Source organism: Arthrobacter sp. ok909 (assembly GCF_900104405.1).
Lineage (GTDB): Bacteria > Actinomycetota > Actinomycetes > Actinomycetales > Micrococcaceae > Arthrobacter > Arthrobacter humicola.
Map to the genome: position 1 here is coordinate 229,609 of NZ_FNJS01000002.1, position 14,414 is coordinate 244,022.

16 protein-coding genes, 1 other RNA gene and 1 riboswitch are annotated in these 14,414 nt (G+C 67.1%); of the genes, 9 read left to right on the forward strand and 8 right to left on the reverse strand.

The features are described 5' to 3' along the window. The first annotated feature begins 36 nt into the window (after positions 1-36). The 8 genes from BLR03_RS03230 to ssrA all read left to right on the forward strand — a co-directional run bounded on the left by BLR03_RS03230 (position 37) and on the right by ssrA (position 6,619). Entirely contained in the window at positions 37-429 is a 393-nt protein-coding gene (locus tag BLR03_RS03230) for a hypothetical protein (protein ID WP_091249308.1), read from the forward strand. Beyond that, a complete protein-coding gene (locus BLR03_RS03235; RefSeq protein ID WP_368086930.1) occupies positions 426-905 on the forward strand; it encodes a pilus assembly protein TadG-related protein in 480 nt (159 codons plus the stop codon). The genes BLR03_RS03230 and BLR03_RS03235 overlap by 4 nt, the downstream gene beginning before the upstream one ends. A gap of 152 nt (positions 906-1,057) precedes the next feature. After that, complete coding sequence (gene prfB, locus BLR03_RS03240; RefSeq protein ID WP_091249311.1) at positions 1,058-2,173, forward strand: peptide chain release factor 2; 1,116 nt, start codon at positions 1,058-1,060, stop codon at positions 2,171-2,173. A gap of 194 nt (positions 2,174-2,367) precedes the next feature. Continuing rightward, positions 2,368-3,183: a cell division ATP-binding protein FtsE gene (gene ftsE / locus BLR03_RS03245; protein ID WP_091249314.1), complete on the forward strand. Its 816-nt coding sequence runs from the start codon at positions 2,368-2,370 to the stop codon at positions 3,181-3,183. Continuing rightward, entirely contained in the window at positions 3,180-4,094 is a 915-nt protein-coding gene (ftsX, locus tag BLR03_RS03250) for a permease-like cell division protein FtsX (RefSeq protein ID WP_091249317.1), read from the forward strand. Before ftsE ends, ftsX begins: the two co-directional genes overlap by 4 nt. Before the next feature lie 26 nt (positions 4,095-4,120). Further along, positions 4,121-5,521, forward strand: a complete 1,401-nt coding sequence (locus BLR03_RS03255) for a peptidoglycan DD-metalloendopeptidase family protein (RefSeq protein WP_091249319.1) — start codon at positions 4,121-4,123, stop codon at positions 5,519-5,521. A gap of 103 nt (positions 5,522-5,624) precedes the next feature. Next, positions 5,625-6,095 carry an SsrA-binding protein SmpB gene (smpB, locus tag BLR03_RS03260; protein WP_091249322.1) on the forward strand — a complete coding sequence of 157 codons (471 nt, stop codon included), beginning with the start codon at positions 5,625-5,627 and terminating at the stop codon, positions 6,093-6,095. A 155-nt stretch (positions 6,096-6,250) separates the two neighbouring features. Continuing rightward, positions 6,251-6,619: a transfer-messenger RNA gene (gene ssrA / locus BLR03_RS03265) on the forward strand. 97 nt (positions 6,620-6,716) lie between these two features. Here ssrA and BLR03_RS03270 read toward each other — a convergent pair. The 4 genes from BLR03_RS03270 to BLR03_RS03280 form a co-directional block, all read right to left on the reverse strand. Further along, on the reverse strand, positions 6,717-7,043 hold the full coding sequence (locus tag BLR03_RS03270) for an SHOCT domain-containing protein (RefSeq protein WP_254788127.1): 327 nt from the start codon (positions 7,041-7,043) through the stop codon (positions 6,717-6,719). Between the two features lie 36 nt (positions 7,044-7,079). After that, positions 7,080-7,556 (reverse strand): DUF6325 family protein, encoded by a 477-nt coding sequence (locus tag BLR03_RS03275; protein ID WP_254788128.1) that lies wholly within the window; start codon positions 7,554-7,556, stop codon positions 7,080-7,082. 132 nt (positions 7,557-7,688) lie between these two features. Next, a complete protein-coding gene (locus BLR03_RS25160; RefSeq protein WP_018775274.1) occupies positions 7,689-7,823 on the reverse strand; it encodes a hypothetical protein in 135 nt (44 codons plus the stop codon). A 47-nt stretch (positions 7,824-7,870) separates the two neighbouring features. Continuing rightward, positions 7,871-8,242, reverse strand: a complete 372-nt coding sequence (locus BLR03_RS03280) for a hypothetical protein (protein WP_091249332.1) — start codon at positions 8,240-8,242, stop codon at positions 7,871-7,873. A gap of 162 nt (positions 8,243-8,404) precedes the next feature. Between BLR03_RS03280 and BLR03_RS03285 the strand changes: the two genes are divergently transcribed. Further along, entirely contained in the window at positions 8,405-9,721 is a 1,317-nt protein-coding gene (locus tag BLR03_RS03285) for an MFS transporter (protein WP_091249449.1), read from the forward strand. Here BLR03_RS03285 and BLR03_RS03290 read toward each other — a convergent pair. The 4 genes from BLR03_RS03290 to BLR03_RS03305 form a co-directional block, all read right to left on the reverse strand. After that, the gene (locus tag BLR03_RS03290) at positions 9,718-10,431 is read right to left on the reverse strand and encodes a metal-dependent transcriptional regulator (RefSeq protein WP_091249336.1); all 714 of its coding nucleotides are present in this window, start codon (positions 10,429-10,431) and stop codon (positions 9,718-9,720) included. The genes BLR03_RS03285 and BLR03_RS03290 overlap by 4 nt on opposite strands. 16 nt (positions 10,432-10,447) lie before the next feature. Next, positions 10,448-11,734 carry an Nramp family divalent metal transporter gene (locus BLR03_RS03295; RefSeq protein ID WP_091249339.1) on the reverse strand — a complete coding sequence of 429 codons (1,287 nt, stop codon included), beginning with the start codon at positions 11,732-11,734 and terminating at the stop codon, positions 10,448-10,450. 153 nt (positions 11,735-11,887) lie between these two features. Then, positions 11,888-12,661, reverse strand: a complete 774-nt coding sequence (locus BLR03_RS03300) for a class I SAM-dependent methyltransferase (protein WP_091249342.1) — start codon at positions 12,659-12,661, stop codon at positions 11,888-11,890. A 146-nt stretch (positions 12,662-12,807) separates the two neighbouring features. Further along, positions 12,808-14,223, reverse strand: a complete 1,416-nt coding sequence (locus BLR03_RS03305; RefSeq protein WP_091249345.1) for an aminotransferase class V-fold PLP-dependent enzyme — start codon at positions 14,221-14,223, stop codon at positions 12,808-12,810. Positions 14,224-14,257: 34 nt separating this feature from the next. Further along, a riboswitch (SAM riboswitch) is annotated at positions 14,258-14,371 on the reverse strand. Between the last annotated feature and the right edge of the window lie 43 nt (positions 14,372-14,414).

Below are 14,414 nucleotides of genomic sequence, written 5' to 3' on the forward strand. Positions count from 1 at the left end.
CCGGATTTCAGCGCCGCGCCGGAACAGGGAAGTGCCGTGATCGAGTTCGTTTTCCTGTCCATGCTGCTGATGGTGCCTCTCGTGTACTTCATCATCACTGTGGGCCAGATCCAGGGCGGCTCGTTCGCTGTGGTTGGCGCCGCGGACCAGGCCGCCAAGGTCTATGTCGCCCAGCCGGACGAGGCAACCGGCCGGGCCGCCGCCGAGCAGGCCGTGCTGCTGGCGCTCGCCGACTACGGGCAGCCGGCGGAAAACGCCAGCATCGACACACGCTGCGAGCCCGCGGACTGTCTGGCTCCCGGCTCGGCGGTGACGGTCACCGTACACCTCGCTGTGCCGCTGCCCTTTGTGCCCTTCAACGATGCGCTTCATCTCAACGCGAGCCAGCTCAGCGCCTCGGCAACCCAACTGGTGGGAAGGTTCCGGTGAACATCCACGTCGGTGCATTCCAGCATCCAGCCAGGAACCCGTCCCGTCCGCAGGAGGGCCAGGTGCTGGTGCTGAGCATCGGGTTCGTCGTGATTGCGCTTCTTGTCGCGACCGTCGTCATTGCCGCTTCCAGCGTGTACCTCGAACACAAGAAACTACTCTCCCTCGCCGACGGCGCCTCGGTGGCCGCAGCGGACAGCTTCACGCTCGGGCAGCTCGGCAACGCCGGCGGCACGCCGTCCGCCGTGCTGAGCGGTACCAGGGTGCGCAGCGCCGCCGTCGACTATCTGAGCCGCAACGGCGCCTTCGGCCGCGTCAGCGGCCTCAGTGTGGCGCCGTCCACGGGCAGCCCGGACGGTGCCACCGCCGTCGTGGTGCTCAGCGCTGCCGTCCACCCGCCGGTAGTGAACTTCCTGGTGCCCGACGGCATCCGGATCGAGGCGACGTCGACGGCGCGGTCCCGCCTCAGCCGCTGACCCGCTGCAGCGCGTCCCCAACATCCCGGCTGCCCTATCAGTAGATGCTGCCAACCGGGGCTGATAGCCCCAAGTGATAGGGCATCCGGGAAGGGAAGGGGGCACCCGGGAGGGTCAGGGCGCTAGGACACATAGCGTAGGCTTAAAAAACCATGGCAAACATTGATTTTCCCGCTGAAATCCGCGCGCTGCGGGCCACCTATGCGTCCATCGAGAACGTCTCGAACGTCGAGGCGCTCAAGGAAGACATCGCCGAGCTCAGCGAGCGGGCCGGCGAACCCAACCTGTGGGACGACCCCGCCGCGGCGCAGGTCATCACCTCGAAGCTCTCGCACAAGCAGTCCGAGCTCGAGCGCCTCAACAAGCTGGCGGCCCGGATCGACGACCTCGAGGTCCTCGTGGAGCTCGGCCAGGACGAGGACGACGCCGACTCCATGGCCGACGCCGCCGCGGAGCTGGAATCGGTCCGCAAGGCTCTGGGTGAGCTCGAAGTGGTCACGCTGCTCTCCGGCGAGTTCGACGAGCGCGAAGCCGTGGTGACCATCCGGGCCGGCGCGGGCGGCGTGGACGCGGCGGACTTCGCCGAAATGCTGCTGCGCATGTACCTGCGCTGGGCCGAACGCCACGGCTACCCGACCACCATCATGGACACCTCCTACGCTGAAGAAGCCGGGTTGAAGTCCGCGACGTTCGAGGTCAAGGCGCCCTACGCCTACGGCACGCTCAGCGTCGAGGCCGGTACCCACCGCCTGGTCCGGATCAGCCCGTTCGACAACCAGGGCCGCCGCCAGACCTCCTTCGCCGCAGTGGAAGTGATCCCGCTGATCGAGCAGACGGACTCCATCGACATCCCCGACAACGAGATCCGTGTGGACGTGTTCCGGTCCTCCGGCCCCGGCGGCCAGTCCGTCAACACCACCGACTCCGCCGTGCGCCTGACCCACATCCCCACCGGGACCGTGGTGTCCATGCAAAACGAGAAATCGCAGCTGCAGAACCGCGCCGCCGCCCTTCGGGTGCTGCAGTCCCGCCTGCTGCTGCTGAAGAAGGAACAGGAGGACGCCGAGAAGAAGGCGTTCGCCGGCGACGTCAAAGCCTCGTGGGGCGACCAGATGCGCTCCTACGTCCTGAACCCGTACCAGATGGTCAAGGACCTGCGCACCGAGCACGAGGTCGGCAACACCTCGGCGGTGTTCGACGGCGAAATCGACGACTTCATCGACGCGGGGATCCGCTGGCGGACCGACAACCGCAACGCCGAGAAGTAGGCCCCGCACCCCGACCGGGCGCCTCGACTGGGAGGTCCCTGACAATCGTGCGACACGCCCCGCCGTTCCGGGCGATCCGCCGTTACCCGTGCGTATAGTCGAGGGGCCGGAGCTCTACTTCCCCCAAACGAAAGCCCTTGCGCCGGCAGCAGAACCGGGCCCCCGCGGCCATGTCCTGCAGGGTACTAAGGGCCATGATCCGTTTCGAAAATGTCACCAAGGTCTATGACCAGAAGGCGCGGCCGGCGCTGGATTCGATCAACCTTGAGATCGACCGCGGCGAATTCGCCTTCCTCGTCGGGGCCTCCGGCTCCGGCAAGTCGACCTTCCTGCGCCTGGTCCTCAAAGAGGACCGTGCCTCCTCCGGGGCCGTGTACGTCGCCGGCCAGAACGTCGCCAACATCTCCAGCTGGCGCGTGCCGCGCCTGCGCCGCGGCATCGGCGTCGTCTTCCAGGACTTCCGCCTGCTGCCGCAAAAGACGGTCTTCGCCAACGTCGCCTTCGCCATGCAGGTCATCGGCAAGAGCCGCAGCGTCATTCGCGACACCGTCCCCGAGGTCCTCAAGACCGTGGGCCTGGAAGGCAAGGAAAACCGGCTCCCGCACGAACTCTCCGGCGGTGAGCAGCAGCGCGTGGCGATCGCCCGCGCCGTCGTGAACCGGCCCGGCATCCTGCTGGCCGACGAACCCACCGGCAACCTGGACCCCACCACCTCCATGGGCATCATGGGCGTGCTGGACAAGATCAACCAGAACGGCACCACCGTGGTGATGGCCACCCACGACGACGACATCGTCAACGAGATGCGCAAACGGGTCGTGGAACTCAAGAACGGCGTCGTGATCCGTGACGAGGCCAGGGCCCTGTACACGTCCATGATTCCGGTGGTGGGCCAGTCGCGCCGCCTGCGCGACGCCAGCGGCCGGGACGAGCCGCCCGCTGCGTCCCCCCGTGCGGAAACACGCGCCGAAGCGCGCGGGCTCCGCCCCGCAGGGGAGGGCCAGGCGTGAGGCTTGCATTCGTCCTGAGCGAGATCGGCAGCGGCCTGCGCCGCAACCTGTCCATGGTGATCTCCGTCATCCTGGTGACCTTCGTGTCCCTGACCTTCGTCGGCGCCGCCGGCATGCTCCAGTTGCAGATCAACCAGATGAAGGGCTACTGGTACGACAAAGTCCAGGTGGCCATCTTCCTGTGCAGTGACGGTTCGACGGCGCCCGGCTGCGCCACCGGCCCGGCCACCCCGGAGCAGGAAGACAACCTGCGCAAGCTCCTGCAGTCGCCCGCGGTGGCGCAGTACGTCAACGACTTCCAATACGAGTCCAAAGACGACGCCTACAAGCACTTCAAGGAACAGTTCTCCAATTCCCCGATCGTCGACTCCGTGACCCCGGACCAGCTTCCGGCCTCGTTCCGGATCAACATGAAGGACCCGGAGAAGTACGAGATCATCAGCGAGACCTTTTCCTCGCAGGCCGGCGTGGAGACCGTGATCGACCAGCGTCAGCTGCTGGAACGCCTGTTCTCGGCCATGAACGCGGCGTCCCTCGTGGCAGTTAGCATCGCCGGCGTCATGATCATTTGCGCCATCCTGCTGATTGCGACCACCATCCGGCTCTCCGCGTTCAGCCGACGTCGCGAGACAGGCATCATGCGGCTGGTGGGAGCTTCCAAGATGGTGATCCAGCTGCCGTTCATCCTCGAAGGCGTCATCGCCGCGGTGATCGGCGCCGCCCTGGCCTCCGGCACCCTGTGGGCGGTGGCCCACTTCTTCCTCGGCGAGGTCCTGTCCAAGCAGTACCCGGACACCGCCTTCATCTCGCCGGGGCAGACCCTGATGCTGGCACCTGCCCTGATTGGCCTGGGCGTCGTCCTGGCCGGAATTTCCTCCTTGCTGACCCTCCGCCGGTACTTGCGGGTCTAGCTTTGCGCAACGAAAAGGGAATGCTTATGACACCGATGGCCCCCCGCCCCCTCCGGCACCCCCTCCGGCTTCGCCTGGTGGGACGCCGCAGCCGGATGATCAGCGCCACCCTGGCCTTGGTCCTCGCGGGAAGCCTGGGCGCCTCGGCGCCGGTGGCATTTGCGGACAACCTGGACGACCAGCAGGCCGCACTAAAGGATCAGGCGGCGCAGGTCCAGGACTCCCTGGAGTTCGTGGATGCCAGGATCGCCCAGGCCGCGGCAGACCTGGTCCTGTACCAGGGCCAGCTCCCCGCCGCCCAGCAGGCCCTCGTGGACGCCCAGGGACGGGTGGCCGGAGCGGTCCAGGAGGTGGACGCCCTCGCTGCCCGCGTGGACCTTGCGCAACAGAACAAGGCCAAAATCACCGCGCAGCTCGAGAGCGACAAGCAGAAGATCGCCGACACCCGGAAACTGATCGGGCAGATCGCAACGCAGGCCTACAAGTCCGGCGGCGTCCCGTCCAACCTGTCGTTGTTCTTCGGCTCGAACCAGGGCGGCAGCCTGACCGACACCATCGACCTCGCGGACCAGGCCCTGCGCAGCCAGAACTCCGCGATGGACAAGCTCACGCAGCAGAGTGCCACCAACGTCAACGCGCAGGCCCGGCTGGCAGCCGTCGAGGCCGAAATCACGGACCTCAAGGCCAAAGCCGACGCCGCGCTGGCGCGGGAGAAGGCCGCCCGGGACGAGGCCGAAGCCAAGAAGGCGCAGGTGGACAAGCTCATCGCCGACACCACCAGGATTGACGCAGAGCTCCAGGCTGCCAAGCCGGGCATCCAGAACCAGCTCGCCCAGGTCAAGGCCCAGCAGGACGCCGTCGCCGCCGATATCGCCGAACGCGACCGGAAACTGCGAGAGGCCTGGGAAGCCGAGCAGCGCCGCATCGCCGAGGCCGCGGCCGCGGCCGCCCGTGCGCAGGGACAGGCGGTCCAGCCCTACGTTCCGGTCCAGGGACCGCCGTCGGCCTTCGGCCTCCGGCACCCGTTCTCTTCCAACATCCCCATCACGTCCGGATTCGGCTGGCGCGCGACGCCGCCTGGCACCATCGACTTCTACGGCACCGGCGGCTATATGCACACCGGCATCGACTTCGGCGCTACGTGCGGCACCCCCGTTTACGCCGCGGCGGCTGGCACCGTCTTCTCGGCCGGCTGGGGCAACGACGGCGGCGGCAACCGGGTGAAGATTTCCCACGGCGTCATCCAGGGCAACTCGCTGACCACGATCTACTACCACAACACCTCTGTGACGGTCTCGGTCGGCCAGCACGTTGAACAGGGGCAGCTGATTGCCTACTCGGGAACCACCGGCAACTCCACCGGGTGCCACGCGCACTTCGAGACCTGGCTCAACGGCCGGGCCGTGGACCCCATGACCCTGCTGTAGCCTGTCCCGGGCCATCTGCTGCGGCGGCCGCCCTGCCGTAAACTGGAAAGGTTCCGCGCCACCCGGCCGGAGTGAATCACCACCACAACCAAGGAGTCCTACCGTGCCCAAAGAAAGTGGCCGTAAGGTAGTGGCCACCAACCGCAAGGCCCGGCACGACTACCACATCCTTGACACCTACGAGGCCGGCATCGCGCTGATGGGCACTGAAGTAAAGTCCCTGCGCGAAGGCCATGCCTCAATGGTCGACGGCTTCTGCACGTTCTATAACGATGAGCTGTGGATGGAGGGCATCCACATCCCCGAATACCACCAGGGGAGCTGGACCAACCACGCCGCCCGCCGGCGCCGCAAGCTGCTGCTGCACCGCGAGGAGCTCACGAAGATCTCGCACAAGATCCGGGAATCGGGTTTCACGATCGTGCCGCTGCAGTTGTATTTCGTGGACGGCCGCGCGAAGGTGGAAATCGGCGTCGCCCGCGGTAAAAAGGAATACGACAAGCGCCAGACGCTGCGCGAACAGCAGGACAAGCGCGAGGCCCAGCGGGTCATGCGCGAACGCAACCGGCGCTAGCGGGCGATCTCCAAAGTCTTGCCGGCAGGCTCCCTGGAACGTTGCCGGGAATGTTTCCCAGGGGTCGTGCGTTATGATTGATTGTCCGGGTAAGGAACGAAGCAGGATCGCGAAGCGGTTCAGCATCAGGCCAGTCCGGTTTGATAAAAAAATACGGGGATGATCGGTTTCGACGATGTTAGTCGCGACAGGTGAAGCGGGCCGAGGATGCAGAATTATCTCGTAAACGCTGTCTGCAAACCAATAAGTGCCGAATCAAAACGCACTGACTTCGCTCTCGCTGCCTAAGCAGTAAGACAGTCCGTCAGCCCGAGGTTGCTATTGCCCCGGATCCTGGCGTCATTTAGATAGCCACTGCTGTTTACCTCCGTCATCGGGGTAAACGGGACTCTTAGATGACTGGGCCCGGATCAGCCAGCTGTTTGCAGCATGGCTGGGGCCGAGAAAATCCGACGCAAACTGTGCCCGGAGAAGCCCTGACAACACGACATCGGACGGGGGTTCAATTCCCCCCATCTCCACAAGCATCACCCCGAAAAAGGTGGGGGAAGTGTCTACTGACACTTCCCCCACCTTTTTGTTGCCTTGGAGAATTGGCCGGAGCATTGCCCGGAGAGTCGTTCAGTTGCCGAGGATCTTCGCCTTCTGGGCCACGAACTCTTCTTCGGTGAGGATCCCTTGCTCCTTCAGAGCTCCGAGCTCCTTGAGCTGCTGGATGGCGTCGTCGGTAATGCCGCCTGAGGCGGCCGGGGGCGGGGCCGGTTGCTGGTATTCGGGCGGCGGTTGCTGCTGCGCCATCTGCGCATCGTAGGCCTCTTGCTGCTTGGCCGCGGTCGCGGCATCCTTCTCGGCAAACTTGTTAGCCTGGCGGCGCTGGACGCGGCCACTGACGGCAGATGCCGTCCCGGCAACCACGGCCGTCCGGGCCATTCCCCTAAGAAGTCCCATAATTGTTCTCCTCTCACATTTCTTCTGCGTCAGGGCCTATGCGTCGGCTGCCGGCGTCGCAGCGTCGCGGGCCTCGAGGGCGTCGAGCGCATCCATGACGTCCGGCGCGGGGATCCGGGTACTCCCGACGAGCTCGCCACCGCTTTCGCGAACGGCCGCCACGAACGGTGCTGCCCATATGTTCTCGTAGACAATCAGCGCGGCGACCGTCCCCGGGAGAAGCGCGGCCGACGCCTCCGCGATATCGTCGTCGCCCAGAAGCCCTGTCTGTGCGCCCTCGAAGTAGGAGAACCCCGCCGCCGGCCCGCCCGGGTCGGTAAGTTCGAGCACTTCCACAGTGCCGTCCTCGTTCTTCATGACGACGAGGAGATCGAAGAGGCGGATCACGCCCTGCTCGACGAGTTTGACGAGTTCCTCACTGGCCCGTCCCGTCAGTCCCGTCATGGGGAACTCGAGGAGTACGAAGTCGACCGGCCCGTGGGCCTCGGTCTCCGGTGTGGTTGTCACTGGCATTCCTCCGGTCTGGTTCGAGCGCGCTGTCCGGCGCGCTGGTCTTAGTCTGGACGTCCGCTGCCGGGGCGTCACCACCCGCATCGGGTGAGATGCGGAAGGCCGGAAGCAACAGCCTCCGGCCTTCTGCATTGTTCAGCGCTTCTTGATGTGCGCCACCGGGTCAGTGTGGGCGTCGACGATATGCTTCGCCTTCTTCTCGGCCCGTTTTTCCTTGATCGTCTTAACCGACTTTTTCGACACGCTCTGGTGCGGCGTCTTGTCAGGCATGGTGCTCTCCCTCACGGCAGGGGCCCGGAGTAGCCCCTCTTTCTAAGCTACGCCTCGGGAACCTCGGCGTCCACGATGCCTGCGAAGCGGCTGCCGACGCCGTCGTACACGCTGCGCACGAGCCCGGGCCCGAGGACCGGGATATCACGGGCCTCATGGTGGGCGCAACAGACGTAGGTGAAGTCCGGCCACCACTTCTTGGGCCGGGCCGCTTCGGAGAACCCGCAGACCGCGCACGTGAGCTGGACCCAGACAGGGCGCTTGCCGGTCCGGTTCGCTTTGGACTGGAGCAGCCACGCCGGGGGATTGTCCAGCAGCTCGCCGAGCTCAGCCTCGGACAGGCGGGAGGGGATGCCGTGACGGTGCGCCATCTCCAGGGGAATGTCGAGGATCTGGGCTGCTTCACGTCGGGTAACCATCCTTCAACGATACGGGAACGACGGCGGCCACCGGCCACCGAAAGGGCCCGGTGTTAGGCTCGACACACCACCGGCGGTCGCGGTCCAGGCCCGGCGGCGAGGAAGGCGGCAGCCGTGTCCCAACAGCAGCGCGTTCTCTACGTCGCCATCGTGGCGTCCTTCATGGCCTTCCTGGACGGGTCCGTCGTCAATCTCGCCCTCCCGGCCATCAGCAGGGACCTTGGCGGCGGCCTGGTCGTCCAGCAGTGGGTGGTGGATGCCTACCTGCTGACGCTGGGGGCGTTGATCCTGGTGGCCGGTTCGCTGTCGGACCAGTTCGGCCGCGTCCGGGTGCTGCAGTGGGGCCTGGCGGGGTTTACCGCCACCTCCGTCCTGTGCGGCTTCGCGTGGAGCGCCGAGGTGCTCATCGTCGCCCGCGGACTGCAGGGCATCGCCGGTGCGCTCCTGGTGCCGAGCTCGCTCGCCCTGATCGTCACGGTCTTCGCCGGTCCGGCGCAGGCCCTGGCGATCGGCCGGTGGTCCGCGTGGACCAGCGGCGCGATCGTTGCCGCGCCTCTCTTAGGCGGCCTTTCGGTCGATGTGCTCACCTGGCGTGTCATTTTCTTCATCAATGTGGTTCCGGCCATCGCCGTGTGGCCGGTGCTCCGGCGACTGAGAGGTCTTGACCACGGGCGGATTCCCGGCAGCCGGATCGATCTGCTCGGCACCCTCCTGGCGGTGATCGGGCTGGGCGGCACGGTGTACGCCCTCATTGAATCCGGCAGCAAGGGCTGGGCTGCTCCGCAGGTCTGGGTGCCGCTGGCTGCCGGGGTGCTTGGCCTGGCCGCGTTCCTTGTGCACGAAGCAAGGACCCCATACCCGATGATGCCGCTGCGGCTCTTCGCCGTGCGCAATTTTGGCTGGGGCAATCTCGCAACGACGGCCGTATACGGCGCGCTCTCGCTGGGCTTCTTTGTGCTGGGCCTCTACCTCCAGCAGGTGGCGGGCCTGGGCGCCACGGCCGCCGGGTTCGCCCTGCTGCCGCCGACGCTGATGCTCCTGCTGCTGTCCTCACGGGTGGGTGCTCTCGCCGGACGCTTCGGTCCCCGCTGGTTCATGGCGGGAGGACCCCTGCTCTGCGCCGCCGGCTTCGTCCTGATGACGGGCGTGGAGATTCCGCTGGACTATGCCGGTCAGATCCTGGCCGGATTGCTGGTCTTCGGCCTCGGCCTCTCGCTCACCGTCGCACCGCTGACAGCAGCCATCCTGGGCGCCGTCGAGCCGGAAGAGGCCGGGATCGGCTCCGCCGTGAACAACGCGGTGGCCCGCATCGCGGGCCTGCTGACCATCGCGTTCGCCGGCGCCATCACGGGACCGGCAGTCACGACGGCGGGACTGCAGCGAACCATGGCCGTGACAGCGGCGCTGTTCCTGGCCGGCGCGCTGATTTCCGCCGTCGGGATCCGGAACCCGCCCGTGACGGACGGGCAGCCGGCTTAGGGCTCCGGGACGCGGCAGCCCGCGTGCTCGGCGTCGCTGTGGACCCACAGTGCCGAGGCGACTTCCTCGGCGAAATCGAATTCACGGGGCGCCGCGGCGGAACCGATCCGGACCACGAGCGGGCCGCCGAACGGCCTCCGGCCCACAACCTCCACTTCGGCGTCGAGGTCGATGTCCTCGGCGGCGAGGTAGCGCAGGAGTTCCGGGTTTTCGTCGCTGATCCGGGTGATGCGGCCGGTGTGGCCGTCGTCGAGTTCGCTCAGGCGGAACGCGGCGGGCATCAGCACGGTGCCGTCCGCGGCCGGGATGGGATCGCCGTGCGGGTCCCGGGAAGGGTTCCCTAATTTCGCCGCCATCCGGTCAATGAAGGTGTCGGAAACGGCATGCTCCAGGAGCTCGGCTTCGTCGTGGACCTCGTCCCAGCGGTACCCGAGTTCCTGGACGAGGAACGTCTCGATCAGCCGGTGCCGCCGGACCATGGACAGGGCCAGCCGGACCCCGTCGCTGGTGAGGGTGACCGCGCTGTACGGCTTGTGGTCTACGAGGCCTTGGTCCTTGAGCTTGCGGACCATCTCCGACACCGAGGAATTGGCGACCCCCAGGCGCTGCGCCAGCTGCGTGGAGGTGATGGGCTTCTGCTGCCATTCGGTGAACGAGTAGATGACCTTGACGTAGTCCTCGATCGAGGAGGAGGGCGTACTGGTCTTCACAAACCCAAGCCTACCGTCAGCCGCGGGTAGAGAACGTGAGCCAGAGCAGGACTAGGTTGAGTGCCACGACGAGCACCACGCTGATGATGGCGGCGATCCGGAGGGCCAGGCCGTCGGCAAACCTGCCCATCAGGGCCTTGTTGCTGGTCAGGACCACCAGAGGGATCAGGACAAAGGGAATCCCGAAGCTGAGGACCACCTGGCTCAGGATGAGTGCCCACGTGGGGTCGAAGCCGACCGCCAGCAGGACAACGGCCGGAATCAGGGTGACCACACGGCGGGCCATGACAGGAATCCGGATTTTGAGCAGGCCCTGCATGATCGTCCCGCCGGCATAGCAGCCCACCGAGGTGGATGCCAGGCCCGATGCGAGGAGCCCGACCGCGAAGACCACGCCGACGACGGGGCCCAGATTGGCGGAGATTGCGGCGTGCGCGCCTTGGATGGTGTCCGTGCCCTCCTCGCCGCCGAGAGTGGAGGCGGCCAGGAGAAGCATCCCGATGTTGACGATGCCGGCGATGGCCAGCGCGGCCACGACGTCGAACCGGGTGGCCCGGACCAGGCGGGCGACGGCCGACGGCGGGACATGCTGGTGCTCGTCGGGCCGGTGCCGGTCCCGGGACAGGGCCGAGTGGACGTAGATGGCGTGCGGCATGACGGTGGCGCCGAGCATGCTGGCAGCCAGCAGGACAGTGTCCGGGCCCTGGAAGCCTGGAATCAGCCCGGCCAAGGCGGCCCTCGGATCGGGCGGGCTGATGATCAGCCCGGCCAGGAAGCCGATGGTGATGATGCCGAGCAGGAACATGATGATGAATTCGAAGGGCCGCTGCTTCTCCCGGGCCTGCACAGCGAGCAGGAGCATCGACACCGCGCCGACAATCAGGGCGCCCAGGGGGAGGGGGAGGCCGAACAGCAGGTACAGCGCGATTGCACCGCCCACCACCTCGGCGAGGTCGGTGGCGGCGGCCACGATTTCGGCCTGCAGCCAGAAGGCGCGGCGCCAGAACGGCTTGAGCCGCTCGCCCAGGATCTCCGGCAGGCTCTTGCCGGTGACAACCCCGAGCTTGGCGGATTGGTACTGAACCAGGACGGCCATGATGTTGGCGACCACCAGGACCCACACCAGCAGGTAGCCGTACTTCGCGCCGGCGGTCAGGTTGGCGGCCACGTTTCCGGGGTCGACGTAGGCGATCGACGCCACGAACGCCGGGCCCAGCAGGCCGATCAGCGCTTTGTGGGCACCCGGATGCTTGTAGGTGCGGGCGCCCTGCGGCGGTTGTTCGTGTCCCTTTACGTCCAACACTGACAGCTCCCGTGATTGGCGCGTCCTCGTTGACGCGGTGGTCGGCGCCGGCGGGAAAACGGCCGACGTCAAAGTTTTGTCTGCCTACAAGAAAATATTAGGCATACCGAAACAATAAGCCCCGGTGGCCTTCCCCTGCAATCCGGCCCGGGGTCAGGCCCGGATGGCACGCCACGTCTGCGTCAGGTAGGGCAGCCGGAGGATCTCGCCGGGGGCATGGCCCAGGTGCTCGTTCAGGTACCAGTCGAGGTTGGCCATGACCTTGGCCCGGGTGGCCTCCGACGCTGCGAGATAGTAGCTGCGGGACTTCGCCAGCTCCTTGATGTCCTCCGCGGTGACAGAGTCTTCCCAGCGGGTCAGGTGGCTCTCCAACGCGGTGAACTCGGGGCCCACGGGCGGCCGGAAGTGTGGTTTGTGGACATCCCCGGCGTGCATGATGCGGGAGAGCCGGTGTACCCATGGCACGGCGGTGTCCAGCTGGTTCCAGACCAGGCCCAGGACGCCGTGCGGCCTCAGGATCCGGGCGATCTCGGTGCTGGCCAGACGGGGATCGCACCAGTGCCAGGCCTGGGCGACAGTGACGAGATCAAAGGCTCCTGGCTCGAGGCCCGTGTCCTCTGCGGTGCCCTCGACGGCAGTAACCTCCGGCAGGGCCCGGCGCAGCTGCTCGAGCATGTCGGCGGAAGGGTCCACAGCCACCGTGTGCAGTCCTCGTGCGGCCAGGAGTGCGGTGAACTTGCCGGTGCCGGCGCCAATGTCCGCGGCGTCCCTGGCCCCCGCCGGGATCAGCCAGTCGGCCGATTCCTGCGGATAGCCCGGGCGGACGCGGTCGTAGTGCTCTCCGCCGTCCTGGAAGCTTTGTCCGAGTTCCTGACGGCGCTGACTGTGCAGCTTGGGCCCGGCGTGCAGTTTGGGCCTGCCGTGCATTTTGGGCACGCTGTGCAACGTGCGATCTCCTTCGGGGAAGGTCCTGCTGGTTCAGGTACCTTTCGAATTTACCGCACGGGTGCAGTGCCTGATCCCCAGTGCCCGATCCCCAGCGCCTGGTCAGCAGCGCCTAGTCCAAGCAGCGCCTAGTCCAGGGTGCACGGCGCGGCGCCGGCAGTGCCGGGCGTGTTCGGCGCCCAGTGCGGGTAGCTGCGGGTGTCATTGGCCGGCACCCAGCGGCCGGCATCCACCACGTAATCCCAGCCGAGCCCTGTTTGCCGCAGTTGCCGCAGGCCGGCCAGCAGTCGCTCGGCATCCTCCAGCCGGGAGCCCAGGCCAAAGCTGGCCCGCAGGGAGCCGGCGGGCAGGCCGAGCCGCTTGAGCAGCGGGTGGGCGCAGAAGCGGCCGTCGCGCAGGCCGATTCCGTGTTCGGCGGACAGGTAGGCGGCCACCAGCCCGGCGTCGTAGCCCTCTACGGAGAAGTTCACGACGCCGATGGTGCCTGCGCCCGGCTGACCGTCGGCAAGCGACGAGTCGGCGAAGATCTGGTGCACGGTCACGCCCTCGATGCGCTGCAGACCCTCGACCAGGAAGGACCGGATGGCGTCCTCGTGGGCGTACCACTGTGCCGGGTCCAGCTCTGCGATCACCTGGGTGGCGCGGGCCAGTGCGGCCGCACCCAGGACGTTCGGCGAGCCGCCCTCGTGCCGGGCGGGTCCGGTGGTCCAGCTGACGGAGTCGAGCCGGGCGTCGCGGACGGCGCCGCCGCCGGCCAGGTGCGGGGTGCCGGCGTCGAGCCAGTCCGTGCGCCCCACCAGCACACCGGTGCCGAACGGGGCGTAAAGCTTGTGACCCGAGAAGGCGAGGTAGTCGACGTCGTCCGCGGCGATATCGATCCGCCGGTGCGGCGCCAGCTGCGCTGCGTCGACGACGATCCGGGCGCCGTACTCGTGCGCCAGCGCGGCGAGGGCGCGGATCGGCAGGATCTCGCCGGTGACGTTGGAGGCGCCGGTAACGGCCAGCAGGCTCACGCCGCCGCGTGCGAGCTCGTCGCGCAGGCGGTCGATGGTGGCCGCGAGGGTGGGCGCGGCCACGACGCTGCGGTGCGGGACGTTCTGCCAGGGCAGGAGGTTCGCGTGGTGTTCGATGTCGAGGTAGATGACCTCGCCGGCGGGCCGGCCGTCCTGCAGCGGCAGGCACCCGGCCAGCAGGTTCAGGGAATCGGTGGTGTTGCGGGTGAAGATCACGGAATCGTCCGGACGGCCGCCCACGAAGTCCCGCACGATGTCCCGGGCATTTTCGTAGACCGAGGTGCTGATCTGGGATGCGTAGCCGGCGCCGCGGTGGACGCTGGCGTAGTACGGCAGGATTTCGTTCAGGTAGGCCGAGACCACGGACAGGGCCGGGGCGGAGGCGCCGTAATCGAGGTTGGCGTAGCGGGCGTGGCCGCCCTTGATCAGCGGGGAATGGATCTCGGCGCCCGTGACGGCGGCGAGCGGGCGTGCGGCGGCGGCAAACCGTGCGTCGACGTCGGGGGCGGCGGGGAAAGTGGCAGTTGTCATGGGACCTCACTCGAACAGGACCCCACATCGTGGGAATCCGCGCTTGCCGGGTCCGTTCCGGACCGGCCAGGTCGTCACCCGGGGCACCCCACCGCGGCTGGAGGGTTGCCGGCCAGCAAACCGGGGTTTAGCGCTGGCACTCGTGACCTGCATCGAGCGTAGGACATCGGTGCAGCCGTGGAAAAGGCGGC

Bases quoted from the DNA above. Each gene is read 5' to 3' on its own strand.
- BLR03_RS03270 (WP_254788127.1), bottom strand. From the start codon at position 7,043: ATGGGACTTCTTAGGGGAATGGCCCGGACGGCCGTGGTTGCCGGGACG.
- BLR03_RS03285 (WP_091249449.1), top strand. From the start codon at position 8,405: ATGGCCTTCCTGGACGGGTCCGTCGTCAATCTCGCCCTCCCGGCCATC.
- BLR03_RS03255 (WP_091249319.1), top strand. From the start codon at position 4,121: ATGACACCGATGGCCCCCCGCCCCCTCCGGCACCCCCTCCGGCTTCGC.
- BLR03_RS03275 (WP_254788128.1), bottom strand. From the start codon at position 7,556: ATGCCAGTGACAACCACACCGGAGACCGAGGCCCACGGGCCGGTCGAC.
- BLR03_RS03280 (WP_091249332.1), bottom strand. From the start codon at position 8,242: ATGGTTACCCGACGTGAAGCAGCCCAGATCCTCGACATTCCCCTGGAG.
- BLR03_RS03305 (WP_091249345.1), bottom strand. From the start codon at position 14,223: ATGACAACTGCCACTTTCCCCGCCGCCCCCGACGTCGACGCACGGTTT.
- BLR03_RS03300 (WP_091249342.1), bottom strand. From the start codon at position 12,661: ATGCACGGCAGGCCCAAACTGCACGCCGGGCCCAAGCTGCACAGTCAG.
- ftsE (WP_091249314.1), top strand. From the start codon at position 2,368: ATGATCCGTTTCGAAAATGTCACCAAGGTCTATGACCAGAAGGCGCGG.
- BLR03_RS25160 (WP_018775274.1), bottom strand. From the start codon at position 7,823: ATGCCTGACAAGACGCCGCACCAGAGCGTGTCGAAAAAGTCGGTTAAG.
- prfB (WP_091249311.1), top strand. From the start codon at position 1,058: ATGGCAAACATTGATTTTCCCGCTGAAATCCGCGCGCTGCGGGCCACC.